Here is a 23,358-nt window from a genome sequence, read left to right as displayed (position 1 = left end):
TCATCACTGCTGCGCCGCCGAGCCAGCCGCCAGGTCGGCCGCCATCGCCTCACGAAGGCTGCGCGGGCGCATGTCGGTCCAGGTGCGTTCGATGTGGTCGAGGCACGTCGCCTTGTCCCCCGGCTCGCCGACCTGGTGCCATCCCGAGGGGCGTTCGAGGTGGGTCGGCCAGATCGAGTACTGCTCCTCGTCGTTGATGACGACGACGTACCGGGTCGTGTCGAGTTCGTCAGACATGTTGGGTCTCCTTCTGCCGTTGAACCATTCGTCGTGCCGCTGCTGCGAGCCAGGCACCGGATCCGGCGAGCAGCAGCGCGTACCCGACCGTCGCGAGCGCGACCGCCCAGCCGAACGCCCGATCGGACACCGCGAGGCTCGCCACCACACCCGCCGCCGGCAGCACCCCGCCGCCGCTCTCCCAGACCATCCCGGCGATCCAGGCGACGGCCGTCCCCACGAGGAGCCCCGCCACCGCGCCGGGACGCGCGAACCAGCCGACGACCCCGCCGACCAGCAACGTCACCCACCAGAGGCCGGCGAGGTTGCCGGCGAAGACCGCCAGTCCACAAACGACAGCAACAACCACCGACGCGCGCAGGTGCCTCACGGGGTGAACCTCCATCGGATCGTGGCGACCTGCTCGGCCGCGTCGCCTTCGCGCAGCGGCAGCAGGCCGCCGTCGAGCCATTGCTCGACACCGGTCGCGTACCAGGGCGAACGCGGGTCCTCGCTGACCCCGCCCGGCATGACCGTCCCGGCCTGCCCGGTGCCCCAGTCGACGACGAGCCGCCATGTCGCACCTGCCGACGCGAACCCGCGGACCGGGTCGCCGTCGCGGACCAGCGCGCCGATACCGGTGTTGATGGTGCGGTCGCTCGCGAAGAATGGGTACGGCCCGACGTCGAGATCGGGCACGTCGAAGAGCGAGGCGAAGAGGACACCCCTGTGCAGCCCGGGCTCCCAGGCTGCGACGTCGTCGCCGTACTTGCTGATCATCGCGGCGATCGACTGGTGGAAGGCCTCCTGCAGCACGTCCGTCGCGTCCCGCTGCGGACCGCCCGGCGGGGTGAAGAACCGGTTTTCCGGATCGTGCTGGATCCACGCGAGCACGGTTCCGCGCATCACCTCCGCCGCGTACGAACCGGAGTCCGGGGCGAGCGTGAGGCTTGCGTCGGGATCGTCCTGGACCTCGTGGTGCTTCCACCACGGCCCGAACGTCACGTAGGTCAGCCGGTTGTAGAACAGCTTGAACCACAGACCGGGCCGGGCGTGGTGGTCCATCGTGAAGTCCCAGCCGCGCAGCATCTCGACGACCTCGCGCTCCTTGTCGGAGAGCTGCGCTCCCTCCAGGGCCTTCAGCAGCGGCGGCACGAGCCCCTTGGCCAGGACGTCGTGCTGGTCCATCTGCAGCGCGGCGGCGCTGTCGAAGGTCTGCGGGCCGGCCGCGGCCAGCGATTCGTTGATCATCTGCCCGCGCCAGCCGAGATCGGTGAAGTTGTAGGAGGTGGAGAACTGGTAGGGGTAGTCGGCCGTCACCTCGCGGTGGTTCGCCGAGACCAGGTACCCGCCGGGCGGGTCGGCGGCCTGCGGGAGCGCGTCGAACGGGATGGTCCCGCGGACGTCCGCCGACCCGTCGCCGGGCAGCGGGAGTGTGATGTCGTGGCCCTGCACCTGTGGCGCGACGCCCGGGGTGACGGCCCCGATCTCACCGTTGCGACCGGCGAACATGAACGTCATCGACGGTGCCACCCAGCCGCGCAGGCTCTCGCGGAACTCGGCGAAGGTGGTCGAGCGCAGCATCGTCAGGACGTCGCCCACGCTGTTCTGGGGCAGCACACCCGCCCACCACACCGCGGCGGTGACCCCTTGCTGCTGCACCACCGGGCCCTGTGCGGTGAAGCGGACCGTGTGCTCGGCGGGGTCCTGCCCGCGCACGGCGATCCGGTGCTGGTGCGTGGCCATCTCCCGCCACGCCCCGTTCCACAGGTACTGGTCGGGCCGGGACGGATCGGTGGTCTGCAGGTAGTAGAGCGTCGCAGGGTGCTGGGAGTTGGTCATACCCCAGGCGAAGTGGTCGGTCTTGCCCATGACCGGCACCGGTACGCCGGGGATCGTGATGCCCGAGTAGTGGTAGCCGGGACTGCGACCCTCCAGCGGGTACCACGGCGAAGGGATCGTCATCTGCAGGTGCGGGTCGAGCGCCAGCAGGGGCTCGCCGGAGGCGGTGCGACTGCCGGCCACCACCCAGCCGTTGCTGTTGCCGATCCGGCTGACCGCGCCGGCGGGCAGGCCGGCGAGCCGCTCCTGCAAGGGGCCGAGCGAGTCGATCCGGACGCCGGGCGTGGGGCTGGGCACCGCGGTGCCCGGGGTCTGGGGGACGGTGGCGAGCACCGGGGTCGACGCCGCTGCCGGGTCGGCCGCCACGGGCAGGGGTTCGAGAGGGAGGCTGCGGTACGGGCCGGGGTCGTAGGGGTACTGCTGGTTGGCCAGCACCGTCGGGAACCAGGCCTGGAACGTCTCCGGGGGCAGGGTCTGCGCCGGGTAGGAGAAGGTGAGCGCCCGGTCGGAGAAGCTCAGCGTCTGGGCCATGACGTGCTGGATCACCAGGCTGTCGACCGGTGTCCACTGCCGCGGCGCGTACCCCAGCATCGTGATGTACAGCGGCAGCCGTCGGTCGTCGACCATGGCGTCGATGGCGGTGTTGACGCCCTCGGCGTACGCGGTCAGCGCGACCCGGGCCGGATCGTCCGCGCCGAGGGCGGCCCAGTCGCGTTCGGCGGCCCGGCGCAGGCCGAGGTCCAGCTCGAACCGGTCGGACTCGAGTGCGGCCGCGCCGAGGATCTCGGAAAGCTCGCCGCTGCCGCGCCGGCGGGCGAGGTCCATCTGGAACAGCCGCTGACGGGCGTGGACGTAGCCGGTGAGCCGGAACAGGTCGGAGTCGGTGCCGGCCGTGATGTGGGTGGCCCCGTCCGGTTCGAACCCGATCGTGCCGGTCGTGTCCAGCACGCCCGCCTGGATCTCTTCCGGCTGGGCCGCGGTGGCTTCGGCCGGGGTGCGCCAGATCCCCGACCCCGGGCTCAGCAGCTGCCCCAACGGCGGCAGTGGGCCGGCACCGGCCAGGGACGGAACCACCAGCGACACCACGAGCACGGCAGCCCCCAGCAGGGCGACCATGCGCCGGACGGGGAGGCGGTGGACCGGGAGGCGGTGGACCGGGAGGCGCCGGACGGGTTGGTTGGTCATGGTTGTCCTCCGGGGGCCCAGAGATCGGTGCCGAGACGGGCGACGGCCCGCTCGAGGTACGAGGCGCTCAGGTCGTCGAACTCCACCGCCGCGCCGAGCAGATCGCCGGCGACGGACGTCGCGACGCGCGGCGGTTCCGCGGCCCGGGCCTCGGTGACCAGGCGGGCGAGCACCTTCTGCTCGTCGGGTACGGCCGAGCGCTCGACGGCGTCGACCCAGCGCGCCGGAGGGACCACGTCGATCGGGATGCCGAGGCCCCGCAGCAGGTCCACCACGTCACCGAGTCGGGCGTGCCGCGCGTGGTAGAGGTGGATCACGCGACCGGCGGCGCGCGGCGTCCGGGCCAGCCGCGCCAGTGCCTCGGCCACCTGGTCGACCGGCATGACGTGGATCAGCGCGTCCGGCGTGTCCGGGAGCAGCCGCGTCGCGAGCGCGGTGCGCAGCCCGAGCGCAAGCTGGTCGGCACGGCCCGTCGCCCCGGTTTCCCGGTGCGCAGTCACCAGCCACGGTCGCGTGATCGTCACCGGCAGCCCGCGCTCCCCGGCACGAGCAACGAGCGCCTCGCCGACGCCCTTCGAGGCGACGTAGCCCGACGTCCGGTCCGGATCCTGCGGGTACAGCCGCTCCTGCAGCACGCCATCGCCCGCCGCCCCGGGGTCGAGCGTCGAAATGAAGTGCAGCGCCTTCCCGGCCGCGTCGCCGGCGAACCGGACGACCTCGACGGTGCCGGTGACGTTGGCGGATCGCAGCGCGGTGTACGGCGCCACGAACGACACGTCGGCCGCGCAGTGGACGACGCTCGTCACACGTTCGCTCAGCTGTGCGTAGCGCCGTTGTGCCAGCCCGAAGCGGGCGGTGCCGACGTCGCCCGCGACGGCGTGGACGCGGCCGGTGAACCGGTCGAGCTCCAGCCCGTACGCCGCCACCGCCCGGCGCAACCGGGCGCCCGCCTGCTCGTCGTCAGCGGCTCGGACCAGGCAGGTCACCTCGGCGTCGGGGTCGGCGAGCAGGCGTTCGAGCAGCGCGTGGCCCAGGAAGCCGGTCGCGCCGGTGAGCAGCACCCGCCGGGCCGTCCACGCCTCCGGATGAGGTGCCGCCGGCTCGACGTCGCGCGGCAGCTCGGCATCGGACCGCACCGCCGCGAGAACGCTGCCGAAACCGCCGCTGGTACCGATCAGCGCGGCCACCCCGGCCGCGGTGGGCTCCCGGAACAGAGCGCGCAGCGGCAGCCGGCGACCGGTCGCGCCTTCGATCTCCGCGGCCAACCGGGCCGCCGACACCGAGCTGCCGCCGAGTTCGAAGAAGTCGTCGGTCATGTCCAGCTGCTCGACGCCGAGCACACGGCGGAAGCATCCGAGCACCGCAGCGTCGGCAGCGGTCCGGGGAGCGGCAGCGCCGCCCGTGACAGGGGCTGCGGCCGGGTCCGGCAGCGCGCCGTGGTCGATCTTGCCGTTCGGGGTCAGCGGGAACCGCTCCACCACGACCACCGCCGCGGGCACCATGTGTTCGGGCAACCGCGCCCGCGCGAAGCTGCGCAGCTCACCAGGGTCCAGCGCCGGCTCGACGCCCGCGCGCACCCACGCGACGAGCTGCTCGCCGCGCAGCGCCACCACGGCCTGGCGCACCGCCGGGTGCTCGACGAGGACGGTCTCCACCTCGCCCGGCTCCACCCGGACGCCACGCACCTTCACCTGCCGATCCACCCGGCCGGCGAACACCAACCGACCGGCGTGGTCCCACCGGCCCCGATCACCGGTCCGGTACCAGCGCCGACCACCGGGGCCAGGCACGAACCGTTCCGCGGTCAGACCCGGCCGGCCCCGGTACCCGTGCGCCACCCCCGCTCCCCCGATGAGCACCTCACCCACGGCGGCCGGCCGCAGATCGGCGTCCACCAGCACGATCTGCGTGTTCGCCACCGGCGTGCCGAGCCGGATCCGCGTGGTGTCGCGGACCCGCTCGCAGGTGGACCAGATCGTCGTCTCGGTCGGGCCGTAGAGGTTCCACACCTCGACGCACTCCCGCACGAGCGCGCCGGCTAGGTCGGGTGGCAGCGGTTCGCCTCCGCACCACGCCCGAAGTGGACGGCGGGCACGCCAGCCCGAGTCGATCAGCATCCGCCACGTCGACGGGGTCGCCTGCACCACCGTCGCGCCGGACGACTCCAGCAACCCGGCCAGGAGGTGCGGGTCGCGCGTCTGCTCGTCCGACGCGACGATCACCCTGCCGCCGGCCACGAGCGGCCCGAACAGCTCCAGCACCGCGATGTCGAACGACAGCGTCGTCACCGCGACCAGCCGGTCCCCCGCCGCCAACCCGGGGGTGCGCACCATCGAGCCGAGCAGGTTGACCAGGCTGTGGTGGGTGACCTCGACGCCTTTCGGCCGGCCCGTCGATCCGGACGTGTAGAGCACGTACGCCACGTCCCCGCCGGTCAAGGGCACCGCGCACAACTGCACCGCGTCCGACGGCACCGCGTCCGACGGCACCGCGTCGACGCTGGTCCGAGCTGGGTCGAGGCGCACCACCACGGCACCGGCCGGCACGGCGTCCGACGCTGCGGGGTCGGCCACCACGACGTCCGCGCCGGCGTCGCGGGCCATGAACTCCAACCGCTGCGCGGGGAACGCCGGGTCCAGCGGCACGAACGCGGCGCCCGCCAGCCACACACCGAGCAGCGCCGCCACGGCGTCGGCCGACCGCGGCAGCACCACCCCGACGCGGTCGCCGCGACGCACCCCGGCCGCGGCCAGCGCAGCCGCGATACCCGATGCCGAGGCCACCAGGTGCCCGTAGCTCAGCTGCCGGCCCGAAACCCCGTCGACCACCGCGACGGCGTGCGGGGTCGCCGCGGCGACGGCCCGCACGAGGTCCGCGACCGCCCCGTCCGCCACCGGCACCACGGGACCCGCTGCGGACGGCGCCGCCCGCCTCGCGATCGCGGACACCGGCGTTCCCGATGCGGCCGACCCCAGCCCCGCCAGCGCTTCGACGACCCCGTCGACCAGCGCCGCCGCGGACGCCGGCTCGAACAGGTCGGCGTCGTACTCCAGGTCGAGCATGATCTCGCCGTTGCGGCGTTCGGCGTTGAGCGTCAACTCGTACTTGGCCGCGCCGGACCCGAGTCGTTCCTCGGTCACCTCGAGCCCGGGCAGGTGCACCGGGGTGGTCGGGGTGTCCTGCAGCGCCAGCATCACCTGGAACAGCGGGGTCCGGACCGGGTCCCGCACCGGGCGGAGTCGCTCGACGATCAGCTCGAACGGCACGTCCTGGTGCGCGAACGCCTCCAGGCAGACCGCCTTCACCCGTTCCAGCAGCGCCCCGAGCGTCGGATCTCCGGACAGGTCCACCCGCACGGGCAGCACGTCGAGGAAGCATCCGATGAGCGGGCGGGTCTCCGGCCGGTGCCGCCCGGCGGCCGGGCTGCCGATCACCATGTCCTGCTGCCCGCAGGCCCGGGTGAGCGTGATGGCGTAGGCGGCCAGCAGCACCATGTAGAGGCTCGCCCCACATCGTCGTGCGAGGTCGTCGAGTTGTGCGGTGATGCGCCGGCCGGCGATGCGCTGCACGGATCCACCACGATGCGGGCCGTCCGCGGCGCGCGGGCGGTCGACGGGCAGCGCGAGCCCCGTCGGCGCGCCCGCCAACGCTCGCTCCCAGCGGCGCAGGTGCACGTCGAGCGTCTCCGGGGTGAGCCGCTCCCGCTGCCAGACGGCCACATCGGCGTACTGCACGGTCAACTCGGGAAGTTCAGGCAGCACGGGAAGCTCAGGCAGCACGGGAAGCTCAGGCAGCACGGGAAGCTCCGGCAGAACCGCCCGCCCGCCGGCGCAGGCCGCTCGGTAGGACGCCGCCAGTTCGGTGGCGAGAACGCCGACCGACCAGCCGTCGCAGGTGATGTGGTGCAGCGTCACGAGCAACACGTGCTCGTCCGCGCCGCAGCGCACCAGCAGCGCCCGCCACGGAGGTGCGGCCGACAGGTCGAACGTCGAGCGCACCGCGGCGTCCGCCGCCGCGGTCACGTGCGCGGTCCGCACCGGATCGGGCAGGCCGCACAGATCCGCGACCGTCAGGACGACGGGCACGTGATCGGCCACCACCTGCACCGGCTCCGGCCCGTCGAGGACGTACCGCGTGCGCAGGATCTCGTGCCGCTCGACGATCATCTGCAACGCCGTGTCGAGCGCGGTCACGTCGAGCGTTCCGCGCAGCCGCAGGGCGATCGGCATGTGGAACGCAGCGTCGTCCGGATCGAGCTGGGCCTGCAGCCACAGCCGTCGCTGCTGGTAGGAGACGGGGAACCGGTACTCGCCCCCGGTCAGGGTGTCGCTGCCGCGGGTCTCGGTCATGGCGAGCCCGCCTGATGGCTGATCCGGTAGCGCGCCCGGTCGACGCGGGTGATCGGGCGCGCAGGCACGTCCCGGACCTGTTCGACGGCCCGGGCGATCCCCGCGATCGTGGGCGCCTGGAAGATCTCCCGCACCGGCACGTCGAACCCGGTCCGCTCGGCGATCAGGGCCGCAACCTGCGGCACGTGCAGCGAGTGCCCGCCCAGCTCGAACAGGTCGTCGTCGCGGCCGGCCGAGGCGACGGCCAGCACGTCGCACACGATGGTGGCGACCGTCCGCTCGAGCGGGGTCACCGATGTGCTCGCGGATGCCGGTGGGCCCGGGTCCGGGGCGAGCTCGGCCAGACGAGCGCGGTCGACCTTGCCCGACGCGTTGAGCGGCAACGCCGGAACCACGACGAACCGCGCCGGGACCATGTAGTCCGGCAGAACGCCGGCCACGTGGGCCCGCAGGCCGGGTTCGGTCAGGACCCCGCCTTCGACCGGTGCGAGGTGGGCGACGAGCCGATCGGTGAGCCCTTCCGACGTGCGGGCCGCGACGACGGCGACCTGCGCCACGTCGGGATGCCGGGCCAGCACCGCCTCGATCTCACCCGGCTCGACGCGGAAGCCGCGGATCTTGACCTGGCCGTCCGATCGGCCGCCGAACTGCAGCAGCCCGTCCGGGCCCACCCGCACCACGTCGCCGGTGCGGTACAGCCGCGCACCCGCCTGCTCGCCGAACGGGTCCGGGACGAACGCGGTGGCTGTCTCGGCGGGCCGGCCGAGGTACCCGCGCCCGACCGCGGTGCCGCCGACGAACAGCTCGCCCCAGGCACCGCGGGGCACCGGTCGCAGCTGCGCGTCGAGCAGGTGCAGCTGGACGAGCGGCATCGGCACGCCGAGCGGCACCCGTTCCGGGACGTACCCGTGGGGACACGTCCAGCCGGTCACCGCGATCGCGGTCTCGGTGGGCCCGTACATGTGGAGCAGCTCGGCGCTCGTTGCCGCGAAGAAGCGGCGGAGGGTCGTGGCCGGCAGCGTCTCGGCGCCGCACATCACCTTCTCCAGGCTCGCCCCGAGCCCCACGCCGCGCCGCTCGGTGTGCGCGAGCATCGCCGCGAGCATCGAGGGCACGAAGTGGGCGACGGTGATCGTGTGCCGGTCGATCAGGTCGGCCAGGTACTGCGGGTCGCGCTGGCCGCCGGGCCGGGCGAGCACCACCGCCGCCCCGGCGAGCAGCGGCCAGAAGACCTCCTTGATCGCGACGTCGAACGCGATCGTGGTCTTCTGCAGCACCCGGTCATGGCCGTCCAGGGGCCAGTCCTGCTGCATCCAGAGCAGGTTGTTGCATATCGCGCGGTGCTCGACCAGCACACCCTTCGGCCTGCCGGTCGATCCCGAGGTGTAGATCGCGTACGCGAGACCGGCCGGCCGCGCCGGCTGCGTCCCTCGATCACCGGGTGCTGGTCGACGTGTCGCGCGCGGTACGTCGACCAGCACACGCGGGCGGCCGCCGGCGAGGTCGCGCAGCGCGGACGTCGTGACAACCGCCTCGGGGTGGGCGTCGGCCAGGATCGCTGCGATGCGTTCGGCCGGCTGTTCCGGGTCGAGCGGCAGCACCCCGGCGCCGGCGCGGAGCACCCCCGACAGCGCTACGACCATCGCGGCCGAGCGGGGCACGAGCACGGCGACCAGCTCATCGGAGCCGATGCCACAGCCGATGCCACCCAGCTCGGCCGCGATCTGATCGGCGCGCCGGCCCAGTTCGGCATAGGTCAACCGGTCGTCCGACCCGTCGTCGATCACCGCGAGCGCATCGGGGGTGGCCCGGATCTGCGCGTCGACGAGGTCGTGCAAGCAGGTCAGCGGGTCGTAGCCGGCGGGCAGGCCACGCGGGTCGTCCGCCGGCTCGTGCACCGGGAGCGCGCTGACCTGTTGCGCGCTGCCGCGGCCGAACGCGATGAGCACGCGGCGCAGCGCCGTGGTGAACGCGTTCGCGGTGCCGGGCTCGAAGAGCGCGCTGTTGTACTCGGCGACGCCGGTGATCCGCTCGGGCTCGTCGCGCAACGACAGCACGAGGTCGTACTTGGCGGTCGGGTTGTCCACCGGGTGGTGCTCGACGTCGAGGCCCGGCACGGCCAACCGGGGCGGCGGCTCGTGCTGCAGCGCGAGCATCACCTGGAAGATCGGGGTGCGCGACGGGTCGCGCTCCGGGCGCAGGTGCTCCACCAGACGCTCGAACGGCAGGTCCTGGTCGCCGTAGGCGTCGAGGCAGGCGGCCCTGACCCGGTCCAGCAGCTCGCCGAGCGTCGGGTCGCCGCCGAGGTCGACCCGGATGGCGAGGGTGTTCGCGAAGAACCCGACGAGGTCGGCGACCTCGGGCCGCGTTCGCCCTGCAACGGGTGTCCCGATCACCAGGTCGGGCTGGCCGGTGTAGCGGTGCAGCACGATCGCCAGCCCGGTGAGCAGCACCATGAACGGGGTCGCGTCCCGCTCCGCGGCGAGCGCCCGGACCGCCGCGGTCGTCGTCGGGTCCAGGTCGAACGGGTCGCTCGCCCCTTCGTGGCGGAACACCGCGGGGCGCGGGTGGTCGGTCGGCAGGTCGACGGCGGCGGGCGCACCCGCCAGCGCGCGCTCACGGCGGGCGAGCGAGCTGTCCATGCCCCGGTCGGTGTGCAGGGCCCGCTGCCAGCGGGCGACGTCGCTGTATCGCACGGGCAGCTCGGGCAGCTCGGGTACCGCGCCGTCGCGCAGTGCCGGGTACGCCGCGGCCAGCTCCGTCGCCATCAGCCCCGTCGACCATCCGTCAGCGGCGATGTGGTGCACCGTCACCAGCAGGACGTGTTCCCGCGCGCCCAGCCGGACCAGCGTGGCCCGCAGCGGCCGGTCGACAGCCAGGTCGAACGGCGCGTACCCGGCATCGTGGATCACCCGCCGGGCCAGGCCGGCGCGCGCCTCTTCCGGGACGTGGGACAGGTCCACCAGCGCCGTCGGCACGACGGGCGGAAGCAACCGCTGGCCCGGCCGGCCCTCGACCAGCTCGAACACCGTGCGCAGTGGCTCGTGCCGTTCGGTGATCAACGTCAATGCGCCGGTCAGGGCGTCGACGTCGAGGACGCCGGTGAGGCGCACCGCGAGCGGGACGTTGTACAACGCCGAGCCCGGGTCCATCCGGTGCAGGAACCACAGTCGTTGCTGGGCGAACGACAGGGGCGCCGGTCCGCCGTCCTCGCATCGGACCAGCGGGGGCGTGCTGACGTCGTCCGCTCCCGGCAGCGCCGCGGCGAGCCCGGCGACGGTGGGGTGGTCGAAGACGAGCCGCACGGGCACGCGGCGGCGGAGATCAGCGGCGAGCCGGCCGGCGACGAGCGTGGCGGCGAGCGAGTGCCCGCCGATCTCGAAGAAGTCGGCCTCCAGCCCGATGGTGGCGGCATCGCAGCCGAGGACGTCGGCCCAGACCTCCACGATCGCGCGCTCGAGGCCGGTCGGGACGGTGTCGGCCGCACCAGGTGGCACGGGATCGGGCAGGGCGCTGTAGTCGATCTTGCCGTTCGGGGTCAACGGGAGCTCGTCGACCACAACCGGGGTCGGCACCATGTACTCCGGCAACCGCTCACGCGCGATCCGGCGCAGGTCCGCCTCCCAGACTTCTCCGACGACCGCACCCACGACCCAGGCCACCAGCCGGCCGCGCCGCAGCGCCACCACTACCTGCCGCACCCCGGGGTGCGCGAGCAGGACCGCCTCCACCTCACCCGGCTCCACCCGGAAGCCGCGGACCTTGACCTGCCGGTCGACCCGACCGGCGAACCGCAACCTCCCCGCGTGGTCCCACCGGCCCCGATCACCCGTCCGGTACCACCGCTTGCCGTCCGGCCCCGGAACAAACCGTTCGGCCGTCAGCCCAGGCCGACCGCAGTACCCGTGCGCCACGCCGACCCCGCCGACGAGCACCTCACCGACCGCACCGACCGGGACCGGTCGCAAAGCCTTGTCCACGAGCACGATCTCGGTGTTGGCGACCGGCGCGCCGAGGTGGATGTCGGACGGTTCGGTGATGCGGGCGACCGTCGAGTACACGGTGGTCTCGGTCGGGCCGTACCCGTTCCAGACCTCGTGACCGGCACCCAGCAACGCGCGGGCCAGCGCCGGGGACAGCGGCTCCCCACCGGACCACACCCGCAAGGCGGACGTGGCACGCCAGCCCGACTCGACCAGCATCTGCCAGGTGGCCGGCGTCGCCTGCGCCACCGTCGCGCCGCACGACTCCAGCAACCCGGCCAGCAGGTGCGGGTCGCGCGCCTGCTCGTCCGACGCGACGATCACCCGACCGCCGACCACCAGCGGTCCGAACAGCTCCAACAACCCCATGTCGAACGACATGGTGGTGACGGCCACGAGCCGGTCGGCCGCGGTCAACCCGGGTCGCTCGGCAACGGCCGCGAGCAGGTTGGCCAGGCCGCGGTGCGTCACGCTCACACCCTTCGGGCGGCCGGTCGAGCCCGAGGTGTAAAGCACGTACGCGACGTCGTCGCCGGTCAGCTGCATCGGCCGCCCGCCCGGCCCCGGCCCGTCGGTGAGACGGACGACCGGGCATCCCGCCGGTGCCGCGACGGTCGGCTCGGCAACTGCGGGATCCGCGACGAGCGCCGAGATGCCGGCGTCACCGGCCATGAAGGCCAGACGGTCGGCGGGGAACGCCGGGTCGAGCGGCACGAACGCCGCTCCCACGAACCACACACCCAGCAGCGCCACCACCGCATCGGCCGAGCGGGGCAGCACCACCCCGACCCGATCACCGCGGACCACCCCGGCCGACTCCAGCGCCGAGGCCACCCCCGACGCCGCGGCCACCAGCTCGCCGAACCGCAGCGAACGGCCCGTCGCACCGTCCACCACGGCAACGTCGTCCGGGCCCACCGCCGCCCGCGCCAGCACCAGATCCGCGACCGCATCCTCGGCGACCGGCACCACCGGGCCCGCCATCACAGGGTCGGACGAGACGTCCAGCTGCGACAGTCGCGTGCCGGCCGCCGCCGACACGAGCCAGGCCAGCGCCGACGTCACCCGCTCGACGAGCACCGCCGCGGTGCCCGCCTCGAAGAGGTCGGTGTTGTACTCCAGGGCACCGGTGATCGGGTCGGACCGGTCCTGCACGAGCAGCGTCAGATCGCAGCGGGCGGTGGGGTTCTCCACCGGGTGCCCGGTCGCGGCGAGCCCGGGCAGCACGATCTCGGGCGGTCCGTCCTGCGCCGCGATCATGACCTGGAACACCGGGGTCCGGGCCGGGTCGCGCACCGGGCGGAGCCGCTCGACGATAAGCTCGAACGGCACGTCCTGATCGGCGAACGCCGACGAGCACGCCGTCTTCACCCGTTCCAGCAGCTCGCCGACCGTCGGGTCGCCGGACAGGTCCACCCGCAGGATCAGCGGATTGGTGAAACAACCGACCATGCCGTGCAGCTCCGACCGGGAACGCAACGTCGCCGGGGTGCCGATCAGCAGGTCGTCCTGCCCCGCCTGGCGGCCGAGCGCCAGCCCGAACCCGGCCAGCACGGCCATGAACGGCGTGACCCCGTGCGTGCGGGCGAGCCGGCGCAGCTTCGTGGTGACGTCCGCGTCGAGCCGGAAGGGCTCCTGCGCCCCCCGGTGGCGAAGCGACAGCGGTCGAGGTCGGTCGGTCGGCAGGTCGAGCACGAGCGGCGCACCGGCGAGGGCCTTCTCCCAGCGCCACAACCCGACGGACAGCCGTCCGTCCGCCGGTCCGCCGTCCGTGAGCGCAGCGCGCTGCCAGGTGGCGACGTCGGTGTAGCGCACCGGCAGCTCCGGCAGTTCCGGTGCATCTCCGCTGCGCAGAGCTGCGTACGCCGTGGAGAGCTCGGCGCAGAGCAGCGGGACCGACCAGCCGTCGCACGCGATGTGGTGCACGGTGAGCAGCAGCACGTGCTCGGTCGGGCCGAGCACGGCCACGACCGCCCGTACCGGCGGCTCGTGCTCCAGGTCGAACGGCGCCGAGGCGGCGTCCCGCAGCACCTGGTCGACCTGCTCGGGGCGACCGGTCAGATCGACCGTGGCGAACGGGATCGACTCCGCGGGCAGGACGTGCTGGTACACACCGTGCTGATCGGTGCCGTGCTGATCGGTCCCGTGCTGATCGGTGCGGAAGACGGTGCGCATGGGCTCGTGCCGCCGCGCCACCAGCCGCAGCGCCGCCTGCAGCGCGACGAGGTCGAGCTCGCCGGTGAGCCGCACCGCCCATGGGAGGTGGTAGAGCGGCGAGGACGGGTTGCGCTGGTGGTCGAGCCAGAGCTGTTGCTGGGGAGCCGAGAGCGGCGGGCGGGCCGCGTCGGTGATCCTGAGGAGCGGGGGCCCCGCCGGGACGGGCTCCGTCCCGCAGAGGGCTTCGGCGAGTGCCGCGGGGCTCGGGTGGTCGAACAGCAGCTGCAACGGCACCGGCCGGTCGAGCCGGTCGGCGAGCCGCGCCGTCACGCGGGTCGCGAGCAGGGAGTGGCCGCCGAGGTCGAAGAAGTCGGCCTCGACGGACACGTCGGCGGGATCGAGCTCCATCACGTGCGCCCAGACCTCGACGACCGTCCGCTCCAGCGGGGTCCGCGGCGGCACTCGCCGTCCCGTGGTCGTGGGTGGTGCCGGAGCGGGCAGCGCCCGGTGATCGATCTTGTTGTTGGGGGTCAGCGGGAGCCGGTCGAGCGTGACGACGGCCGCGGGGACCATGAAGTCGGGCAGGCGTGCGGCGAGGAACCGCCGGACGTCGGCGATCGTCGGTGGTTCACCGGCCGGCACGATGTACGCCACCAGCCGGGTGGTCGCCCCTGTGCCGTCCGGGGTCACGGCGCAGGTGGCGACCTGCGGGTGCGCATCGAGATGGGCCTCCACCTCGGCCGGCTCGACCCGGAACCCGCGGATCTTGATCTGCCGGTCCCGCCGCCCGAGTGGGGTGATCGATCCGCCGCCGTCCCAGCGGGCCAGGTCGCCGCTGCGGTAGAGCCGGGCACCGCTGGTGAAGGGCGACGGGACGAACCGTTCCGCGGTCGTACCCGGCCGCCCGACGAACCCGATCGCCACGCCGGGCCCGCCGATGTACACCTCGCCGACCGCGCCGGGCGGCACCGGCCGCATCCGGGAGTCCAGGACGTAGGCGTCGGTGCCGGCCACCGCGGAACCCACCGGCACCGCGCCCACACCGGCGGGGATCTCGTCGAACACGTGCGCCGTGGCGAGCACCGAGCACTCCGCCGGACCGTAGACGTTGATCAGCCGCGTGTCGGGCAGGTGCAGCCCGGCCTTCCGCAGGTGCTGCGGCGACTGCGCCTCGCCGCCGACGAGCAGCTCCGCGAGTGGCCGGAACGCGTGCGGGTCCTCGTCGACGACGGTGTTGAACAGCTGCGTCGTCAGCAGTGCCGTCGTCACCCCGTGATCACTGATCAGCGCGCCGAGCGCCTCGGCCGTGTAGCCGTAGCGCGGGACGACCACCCCCCGCCCGCCGGTGAGGAGCGTCGCCCAGATCTCGAACGTCGACGAGTCGAACGTGACCGCGTTCGCGATCAGGAAGGTTCGCCGGTCGCGGCGCGGCAGCAGGCGCGGATCCCCCAGCAGCCGCGCGATGCCGCGCTGGGTGATCGCGTAACCCTTGGGCTGCCCCGTGGAACCGGACGTGTAGCCGATCATCGCGAGCCGGTCGGGATGCCCCGGCCGCACATCGTGCAGCGGCGCGGGCCCGGGTCCACCAACCGCGTCGGTCAGGAGCGTCTCCACCCCGTGCGGCGTGACGTGGGCGGTGGTCGTGATCATGACCTGCACACCTGCGTCGGACAGCATGAACTCGTTGCGCGCCACCGGATGGGTCGGGTCGAGCGGCAGGTAGTGCCCGCCGGCCATGAGCACGGCCAGGCACGCCGTGACCTGCTCGATCCCCCGCGTCAGGTACACCGCGACCGGCCGGTCCAGGTCCGCACCGCCGGTCCGCAGCCGGGCGGCGATCCCGGCCGCCGCCGCGACCAGTTCCCCGTACGTGCGCTCGCGGCCGCCCTCGACCAGCGCGATGCGGCTCGGATCGGCCGCCGCGATGTCGGCGACAACCGCGGCGAATCCGCGGCCGGCCAGCACATCGGTGCCCCGCCGGCCCCGGCCCGCGGCCACCAGCTGCGTGTGCTCGACGCCGTCGACGAGCGGGATCGCGTCGATCCCGTCCTCCGGTGCCTCGACGACGTGCGCCAAGATGCGGCACAGGTTCCTCGCGACCTGCTCGACCGTGTCGCCGGCGAGCAGCTTCCGGTCGTACTCGCAGGTCACCGACCCACGTCGAAGATCGAGGCGGACCGACAACGGGAACTTCGGCGAACGCGGCGGCACCGGCACCTGCTCCACCGCGCAGCAGCCGAGCCCGGCCGGGGCACCCGGGGTGTCGTCCAGCGCGAAGACTACGTCCAGCAGCTGTGTGCGCCCGGCGACACGGGAGCCGTTGTGGTGCTGGACGACGCGGTCGAGCGGCACGTCGTCGTGGGCGAGGACGGTGCGCATCGCGGCGCCGGTCGCTGCGACCACCTCGACGAACGGGGTCGTCGGACCGGCCCAGGCGATCCGCACCGGCAGCGTGGTGGCCAGCAGGCCGACGGTCCGAGCGACGGCCCGCTCGCCGCGACGAGCGCTGGTCACCCCGATCACCACGTCGAGCTGCCCGGTCATCCGGTGGCACGCCGCGGCGAACGCCGCCAGACCGACGGTGTGCTCCGTGGTGCGCAGGCGGAGGGCGGTCCGCCGCACCCCACCCGGCACCGCCGCGGGCAGCTCCAGCCGCACCACCCCGCACGCCGGGGCCAGGTCCGCTACCCGGGCCGGGTCGGGATGCTGCGGCAGCGCGGGCGGCACCGCGTCCGCGAGGTGATCCGCCCACGCCTGCGTCGTGTCAGGAGGCGGCGCGTGCAGCGCCAGGTCGGCGGGCTGCGCAGCGGATCCGGTGTCGACCGGCGGTTCCTGCCCGTCGAGCAGCGCGGCGAGCTCCTCGAACAGGATCCCGAGCGACCAGCCGTCGGCCATGACGTGGTGCACGACGACGAGCAGCAGGTGCTCGTCGGTGGCGATGGTCCACAGCTGGGTGCGCAGCAGCGGCCCGGCCGCGAGATCGAACGGCACGTGGGCCGCGTCGGTGACCTCGGCCAGCACCTCGTCGGCGGGGCGGCCCGTCGCATCCACGACGCCGAGGGTGTGCCGCCGCCGGGCCCTGACCAGCTGCAACGGCTGCCCGTCGACCGCCACGAGCGTGGTTCGCAGTGCCTCGTGCCGGTCGACGAGCCCCTGGAACGCCTTGCCCAGCGCGGCCACGTCCACGCGGCCGCGCAACCGCAGGATCGCCGGCATGTGATAGGCGCTGCCACCAGGGGCGAGCTGGTCGAGGAACCACAGCCCGCGTTGCGCGGGAGTCGCCGGGAACAGGCCCTCCCTGCTGCCCGGCGCCGCGGACATCCGCGCCAGCAGCGCCGCCCTCGCGGTGTCCCGGCGAGCCTTCTGATCCGTCAGGTCCGTCACCGCGCGTCCCCTCCCCCGGCTTCCGCGGTGAGGAACCGTTCGACGACGTCGTCCGGCAGGGCGGCGACGTGGTCGACGAGCGCCTGCGCGGCGACCGTCCGATCCGGGCAGCCGGGTGCGAGCCCGCCGGCCCGGGCCTGCTCGACGGCGATCGCGAGGTCGCGCACCGTGGGATTGGCCAGGACGTGCGCGGGCTCCAGCGCCGTGCCGAGCTGTTCGGCGAGCGCGGCCACCATCCTCGCGGCCAGCAGCGAGTCGCCGCCGAGCTCGAAGAAGTCGTCACCGCGCCCGATCCGCGCCTCGCCGAGCAGCGTCGACCACGCATGCGCGATCGCCGTCTCGACCGGTCCGACCGGCGGTTCGTGGTCGCGATCGGCCGGCCCCGCACCCGGCAGCCGGGTTCGATCGATCTTGCCGTTGACCGTCGTCGGCCACTCGTCGAGCAGCAGGACGCGGCGGGGCACCATAGGTCCGGGCAGCCGGTCGCGGACGTGGCGCACGATGTCGCCGGCGAGCGCGCGGTCACCGACCCGGTCGGGGGCGACCGTGGCGTAGCCGACCAGCCGGCGGCCGCTCGACGTCGTCTCGGCCAGCACGAGCGCGGTCGACACCTCCGGGTGCCCGGCGATCACGGCCTCGACCTCCCCCGGCTCGACCCGCATCCCGCGGACCTTGAGCTGGTCGTCGAGCCGGCCGACGAAGACGAGCTGCCCGGCACGGTCGTACCGCGCGAGGTCGCCGGTCCGGTAGAGCCGCTCCCCGCGGCCGAACGGGGACGGCACGAACGCCTGCGCCGTCAACCCCGGCTGACCGTGGTAGCCGTGGGCGAGCCCGACCCCACCGATGCACACCTCGCCGGCCACCCCGGGCGGGACGAGCCGCAGATCGGCGTCCAGCAGGTGGTGCGGGCAGTTGCGCACCCCGCGGCCCATCGGGGTGATGCCGTCCCCCTCGCCCTGCCCGTCGACGGCGTGCAGCGTCGAGAAGATCGTCGCCTCGGTCGGCCCGTACCCGTTGAGCACCGTCAGGCCCGGTACCAGGCCCATGATCCGCCGCAGCAGCGGCTGCGGGACCGGCTCCACGCTGACCACCAGCAGGCGCAACCGGGTCCGCCCCGGATGCCGTTGCAGCCATTCGGGCAGGCCCGCGAGCAGGTGCGGCGGCACGTACGCCGCGGTGACACCGCGGCGGGTCGCCCACTCCATGAACGCGTCGGTCCCGTAGCGGCTCGCCGGTGGGCACACCTCGACGCACGCACCGGCGGTCAAGGCGCTGAAGATCTCGAACACCGACACGTCGAACCCGGCGCTGGTCCACCACGCGCAACGATCACCCGGACCTAGGACGTGCCGCCGGCGCAGGTCGGCGAGCAGGTTGAGCACTCCGCGGTGGCCGCACACGACACCTTTCGGTGCCCCGGAGGAGCCGGACGTGTACATCAGGTACGCCGGGACGTCGGGATGTCCCGGCGCCACCGGCAGCGGACCGGGATCGGAATCACCGTCGATCATGACGGTCGGGCACCGGCCTGCGGGAGCCCGCGACCGCAACGCCGCGTCCGTCACCACAACGGCGAGGCCCGCGTCGTCCGCGATCCGGGACAGCCGCGGGTCGGGGTGGGCCGGGTCGAGCGGGACGTACGGGGCGCCGACGCGGAGCGCGGCGAGCATGCCGACGAGCAGCCCGGTCGACCTTTCCAGCAACAGCCCGACCGGCCGGCCGGGCCCGGCGCCGTGACCGGCGAGCGCGGCGGCCAGCGCGGCGCTGCGCCGGTCGAGATCGCGGTAGGTGATCGAGCCGCCCTCGTCGTGGGCCGCGACGGCGTGACCGTGCCGCGCCGCCGTCGCGAGCACCGCCTCGTGCACCGTCACGGGCTCGCCGCCGCTCGGGGCGACAACCGGGGCGTTCCAGTCGAGCAGCAGCCGCCGGCGTTCCTCGGCGGTGAGCAGGTCCACGTCGGCGGGGCGGGCCGCCGTCTCCTCGACGACCTGTTCCAGCAAGCGACCCCAGTGCCGGGCCGCTGCGGCCACGTCCGGTTCCGCCAAGGCGTCGGCGTCGAAGGTGAACTCGCAGGCCAACCCGTCCGGTTCGGTGGCGAGCTCGATCGTGAGCTCGAACGGGGCGTTGCGCTGCTCGACCGACCGGACCGTGAGCCGGTGCGCTCCCCCACCGGGCCGCAGCATCGCGAGCGCGTCCCCGGTCGGTGCCTGCCGGTGCAGCACGAGCACCCGCACCAGCGGTTCGCCACCACCCGGCCCGTACCGCTCGGCCAGCAGCCGGTGCGGGTGGTCCTGGTGCGCCAGCACGCCGGCCAGCCGGTCCCGGACCCGTTCGAGGTGCCAGCGGAAATCGCGGCCGGGGGCGACCTCGCAGACCAGCGGCAGCACGTTGACGAAGTAGCCGACAGCCCGCGCCGAGTCGGGCGCGAGCCGGCCGGGCGCCGGAACCCCGAGCACGAACCTGCGCTCGCCCGTGTAGGCGTGCACCAGCCACGCAACCGCCGTGACCAGCACGTCGTACCGGGTCGCACCGGCTGCGGCGGCGACGGCGGTGACCCGATCGGCGACCGGAGCGGGCAGCCGCATCTCGACGCGGCCCGCCGGTGCGTTGGTCCGGCGTCGGCGGGCCTGCGGCAACCCACCCGGCCCGGGGAGCTCGCTGAGCTGCTCCTGCCAGAACGCGGCGAGTTCGCGACCGCGGTCGCCGGCCAACATCGCGATCTGCTGCGCGGCGAGCCGGCCCGGATCCCCTGCCGGTTGCCACCGCGGCACCCGGCCGTCGCGCAGCGCCGCGTAGGCCTCGCCGAACTCGTGCGCCAGCACGTCGAGCGACCACAGGTCGCACACCATGTGATGGGCGAAGAACGCGAGGACGTCGCTGCCGGGCGCGCGACGCAGCAGCACGACCCGCCACGGCGCACCGGCGGTCGGGTCGATGCCCTCGCCCGCCATCTCGCGCACACGCTCGTCGACGGCACGGTCGCCGGCGGGCCCGAGGTCGAGCACTTCCAGCGCGGAGCCCGCGGGCCAGGGCCGGCGCCGCGGTTCGCCGCCCACCTCGGGGAAGCAGGTCCGCAGCGCCGGGTGCCGGTCGGTGAGCAGCCGCAGCGTCGCGCCGAGCAGCTCGACGTCCAACCGGCCGTCCACGTCGAGCGCGACGGCAAGCACGTAGTGGGCAGGATCGCCGGCCAGCCGTCCCGCCAGCCACAGCTCGCGCTCGCCGGCGCTCACGGCTTCGCCGGTCCCGTGCGGCCCTGCAGCGGATGTCAGGGCATCGGGCCGCAGGGCATCGGACGTCAGGGCCGTGCAGGCCAGCGTGGTGCAGTCCGCCCCGGACAGCAGGTCGCGCAACGACAGCGCAACCCCGTGGCGCTGCCGCACCAGGTGGGTCAGCTCGACCGCGTGCAGCGAATCCAGCCCGAGCGACGTCAGCGGCACACCGGCTGGGACCGGGCAGTCGAGCACCTCGGTCGCGAGGTCGGCCACCTGCTCGCCGGACAGCCGCACGGCGGCCGCACCGATCAGGTCCAGCTCACCTTCGCGGTAGCGGCGCCGGCATTCGGCCCGCCGGACCTTCCCGCTCGGGGTCTTCGCGATCGCACCGGACCGGGCCAGCAGCACCCGATCGGCGGTGATCCCGAGGTGCGCGACGAGCGCCGTCCGGACCGCGGACGTCACCTCGTCGACGATCCCAGCGGCGATCCCAGCGGCGCTCCCAGCGGCGCTCGCGTCGGGGCCGGCGCCCGCGGCAAGTTCGGCGAGGACGACCAGCTCCTCGCCGGCCACCCCGTCGCAGCCGAACGCTGCCAACCGGCCCGGCCGGATCGCCGGATGGCACCCCGCAACAACCCGCTCGACGTCCTCCGCCGCGACGTTGCGGCCGCGCACGATGATCAGGTCCTTGAGCCGGCCGGTCACGAACAGCTCGCCGACGCTGCGTCGGCCGAGGTCGCCGGTGCGCAGCCGACGCCGCCCGCCCGGCGCCGGTACGAACGCCTGCGCCGTCCCGACCGGGTCGGCCCAGTACCCGCCGGTGACGCTCGGCCCGTCGATGCAGATCTCGCCGACCACCCCGTCAGGGAGCGGATCCGGTTCGCCCGGCGCGCAGAGCGAGACCTGGTGTCCCGGCGCCGGTCGCCCGCAGGACACCGACACCTGCCCGTCGACGTCGAGGATCCGCAGGTCCGATCCGCGATCCACAGCCGTGGTGATGAGCGTCGACTCGGCCAGCCCGTAGCAGGGGTGGAGTGCGTCGCGGCGGAACCCGTGCAGCTCGAACGCGTCGGCGAACCGCCGCAACGCCGCTGCACGGACGGGCTCCGACCCGCAGAACGCCAGCGACCACGACCGGAGGTCCAGCCCCGCACGTTGCTCGGGGGTCACCTTGCGCACGCAGAGGTCGAAGGCGAAGCTCGGGCCGCCGCAGACGGTCCCACCGTGCTCGGAGATCGCGCGCAGCCACGACGCCGGCTCCGCCAGGAAGTCCAGCGGCGACATCAGGACCACCGGGAACCCGACGTGCAGCGGGTGGAGGATCCCGCCGATGAGCCCCATGTCGTGGTACGGCGGCAACCACAGGACCGCCGTCGACTCCGGGCCCGTCCCGAACAGGCTGCGGATCGCGGCCGAGTTGTCGAAGAGGTTGGCGTGGCTGACGATCACCCCCTTCGGATCGCTCGTCGAACCGGACGTGTACTGGAGGAAGGCGATCCCGTCGCGGCCACCGACCGGGGTGACGGGCGCTCCCCCGCCCGTCGGTGCGGCGTCGACGCTGATCCAGATCGGATCCCCGACACCGGCCCCCGCACCGACCAGCGCCGCTCGGAGCCCGTCGTCCACGGGAGCCGCGGTCAGCACGACGCGAGGGCGCGCGTCGGCGATCATCGCCGCGATCCGCGGCAGGTGGTGCTCGCCCAGCGGCGGGTGCGCGGGCACGGCGATCAACCCGGCGTGCAGGCAGCCGAGGAACCCCGCCACGTAGTCGAGACCCGGAGGCATCAGCAGCACAACCCGATCGCCCGGCGCCGCTGCCGCGCTCAACAGCTCGGCGACGGCGCTGACCGCGCGGTACAGCGAGCCGTACGTGTGCCGCCCGGCCGGCTCCGACAGGTAGGTCACCGCCGTCCGGTCCGGGGTCAGCTGGGCCCGCTCCCACAGCACGTGCGCGAAGGTCGGCGGGCCCACGGCCCCGCCGTTCATGCGCGCCCCGCCGTTCATGCGCGCCCCGCCCTTCACGCGCGCCCCGCCCTTCACGTGCGCACCGCCCGGGTGCGGGCCAGCTTGAGCCGGTCGATCACCTCGACCGCGCAGACGTCGGTCGTGTCGCTCATGCGCAGGCTCGCGCTGCGGTCACCACCGAACCGGCCGCACACGTACTTGTGCGACTCGTACGTCGTCTCCAACGCCCGGGTGAGGCTCCGGTGCTCCTCCGACAGCCCCGCTGGCAGCTCCCGCAGCACGGGCCTCAGCCGCGCGAACATGCGCACGAGGTGCTGGTGGTCGGGCGAGAGCAGCCCGCTGAACCCGGCCGGCACCGACGGCGGTTCCATCGAGGGCCGCACGCGGTGCTGGTACTGGGTCGAGCTGAACTCGGCGGTGAACACGAACGCCGCTGCCGAGGCGTCGAGCAGCCGGGCGGCCAAGCGCAGCGCCGACCGCCCTTCCTCCGGCCGTCCCATGTCACAGGCGCTGCTGAGCCCGTTCAGCGCCACGATCAAGCTCTGGGTCAACACGAAGAAGACGTGGTGGCCCACCCGCCAGCGCCGGTCCGGGTCCAGGTGCCAGCGCAGCAGTCGCGGCTCGGGGATCGGGAGCGAGCCCGCGCCGTCGCCGATCGGGTCGGCGAGCATGGTCTGCAGCGCGGTGCACAAGGACGACCACTCCGCCCAGCTCAGCCGGGTGCCGTAGGAGAACCCCTCTTCCAGCAGCGATCGGTAGGCCACGAGCACGCTGTGCTGGAAGACCCCCTGGCCCGTCGACGTCCTGCTCACGCCGAAGAACCGGTCGTATGCGGCGCCGCCGGGGTCGGCGGCGCCGAACGTCATGCCCTCCGGCGCCGCCGGGAGCCGACGCAGCCGGTCGAGCACCTGCGCGGCAGCGCCGGGCTGGTCCAGGTGCCGGATCTGGGCCAGGTGCCGGATCATCGCCCGGTGCCCGGGCCCCGGTCGGGCGGTCCGGTCCGGGTCGGCCGGACCGCTCGGCAAAGCGGTGGGGTGCAGCAGCACGAGGCTCATGGGTGATCTC

At 73.9% G+C, this 23,358-nt stretch carries 7 protein-coding genes; all 7 read right to left on the bottom strand.

Annotated elements, in window-relative coordinates; genetic code table 11:
• Positions 1-3: 3 nt before the first annotated feature.
• The 7 genes from LL648_RS37045 to LL648_RS37015 are packed head-to-tail and all read right to left on the bottom strand — an operon-like array spanning position 4 to position 23,348.
• Positions 4-237: an MbtH family protein gene (locus LL648_RS37045; RefSeq protein ID WP_232667529.1), complete on the bottom strand. Its 234-nt coding sequence runs from the start codon at positions 235-237 to the stop codon at positions 4-6.
• The gene (locus LL648_RS37040) at positions 230-607 is read right to left on the bottom strand and encodes a hypothetical protein (protein ID WP_232667528.1); all 378 of its coding nucleotides are present in this window, start codon (positions 605-607) and stop codon (positions 230-232) included. The genes LL648_RS37045 and LL648_RS37040 overlap by 8 nt, the downstream gene beginning before the upstream one ends.
• Positions 604-3,243: a penicillin acylase family protein gene (locus tag LL648_RS37035; RefSeq protein WP_232667527.1), complete on the bottom strand. Its 2,640-nt coding sequence runs from the start codon at positions 3,241-3,243 to the stop codon at positions 604-606. The genes LL648_RS37040 and LL648_RS37035 overlap by 4 nt, the downstream gene beginning before the upstream one ends.
• Positions 3,240-7,592, bottom strand: coding sequence for a non-ribosomal peptide synthetase (locus tag LL648_RS37030; protein WP_232667526.1), 4,353 nt, complete (start codon positions 7,590-7,592; stop codon positions 3,240-3,242). The genes LL648_RS37035 and LL648_RS37030 overlap by 4 nt, the downstream gene beginning before the upstream one ends.
• Positions 7,589-17,116: a non-ribosomal peptide synthetase gene (locus tag LL648_RS37025; RefSeq protein ID WP_232667525.1), complete on the bottom strand. Its 9,528-nt coding sequence runs from the start codon at positions 17,114-17,116 to the stop codon at positions 7,589-7,591. Before LL648_RS37025 ends, LL648_RS37030 begins: the two co-directional genes overlap by 4 nt.
• On the bottom strand, positions 17,113-22,368 hold the full coding sequence (locus LL648_RS37020; protein ID WP_232667523.1) for a non-ribosomal peptide synthetase: 5,256 nt from the start codon (positions 22,366-22,368) through the stop codon (positions 17,113-17,115). The genes LL648_RS37025 and LL648_RS37020 overlap by 4 nt, the downstream gene beginning before the upstream one ends.
• Positions 22,365-23,348 carry a hypothetical protein gene (locus LL648_RS37015; RefSeq protein ID WP_232667522.1) on the bottom strand — a complete coding sequence of 328 codons (984 nt, stop codon included), beginning with the start codon at positions 23,346-23,348 and terminating at the stop codon, positions 22,365-22,367. Before LL648_RS37015 ends, LL648_RS37020 begins: the two co-directional genes overlap by 4 nt.
• Positions 23,349-23,358: the final 10 nt, after the last annotated feature.

It is taken from the genome of Pseudonocardia sp. TRM90224, from assembly GCF_021245725.1.
GTDB lineage: Bacteria > Actinomycetota > Actinomycetes > Mycobacteriales > Pseudonocardiaceae > Pseudonocardia.
The sequence above is the reverse complement of the archived record's forward strand: the minus strand, read 5'-3'. Positions and strand labels throughout refer to the sequence as shown.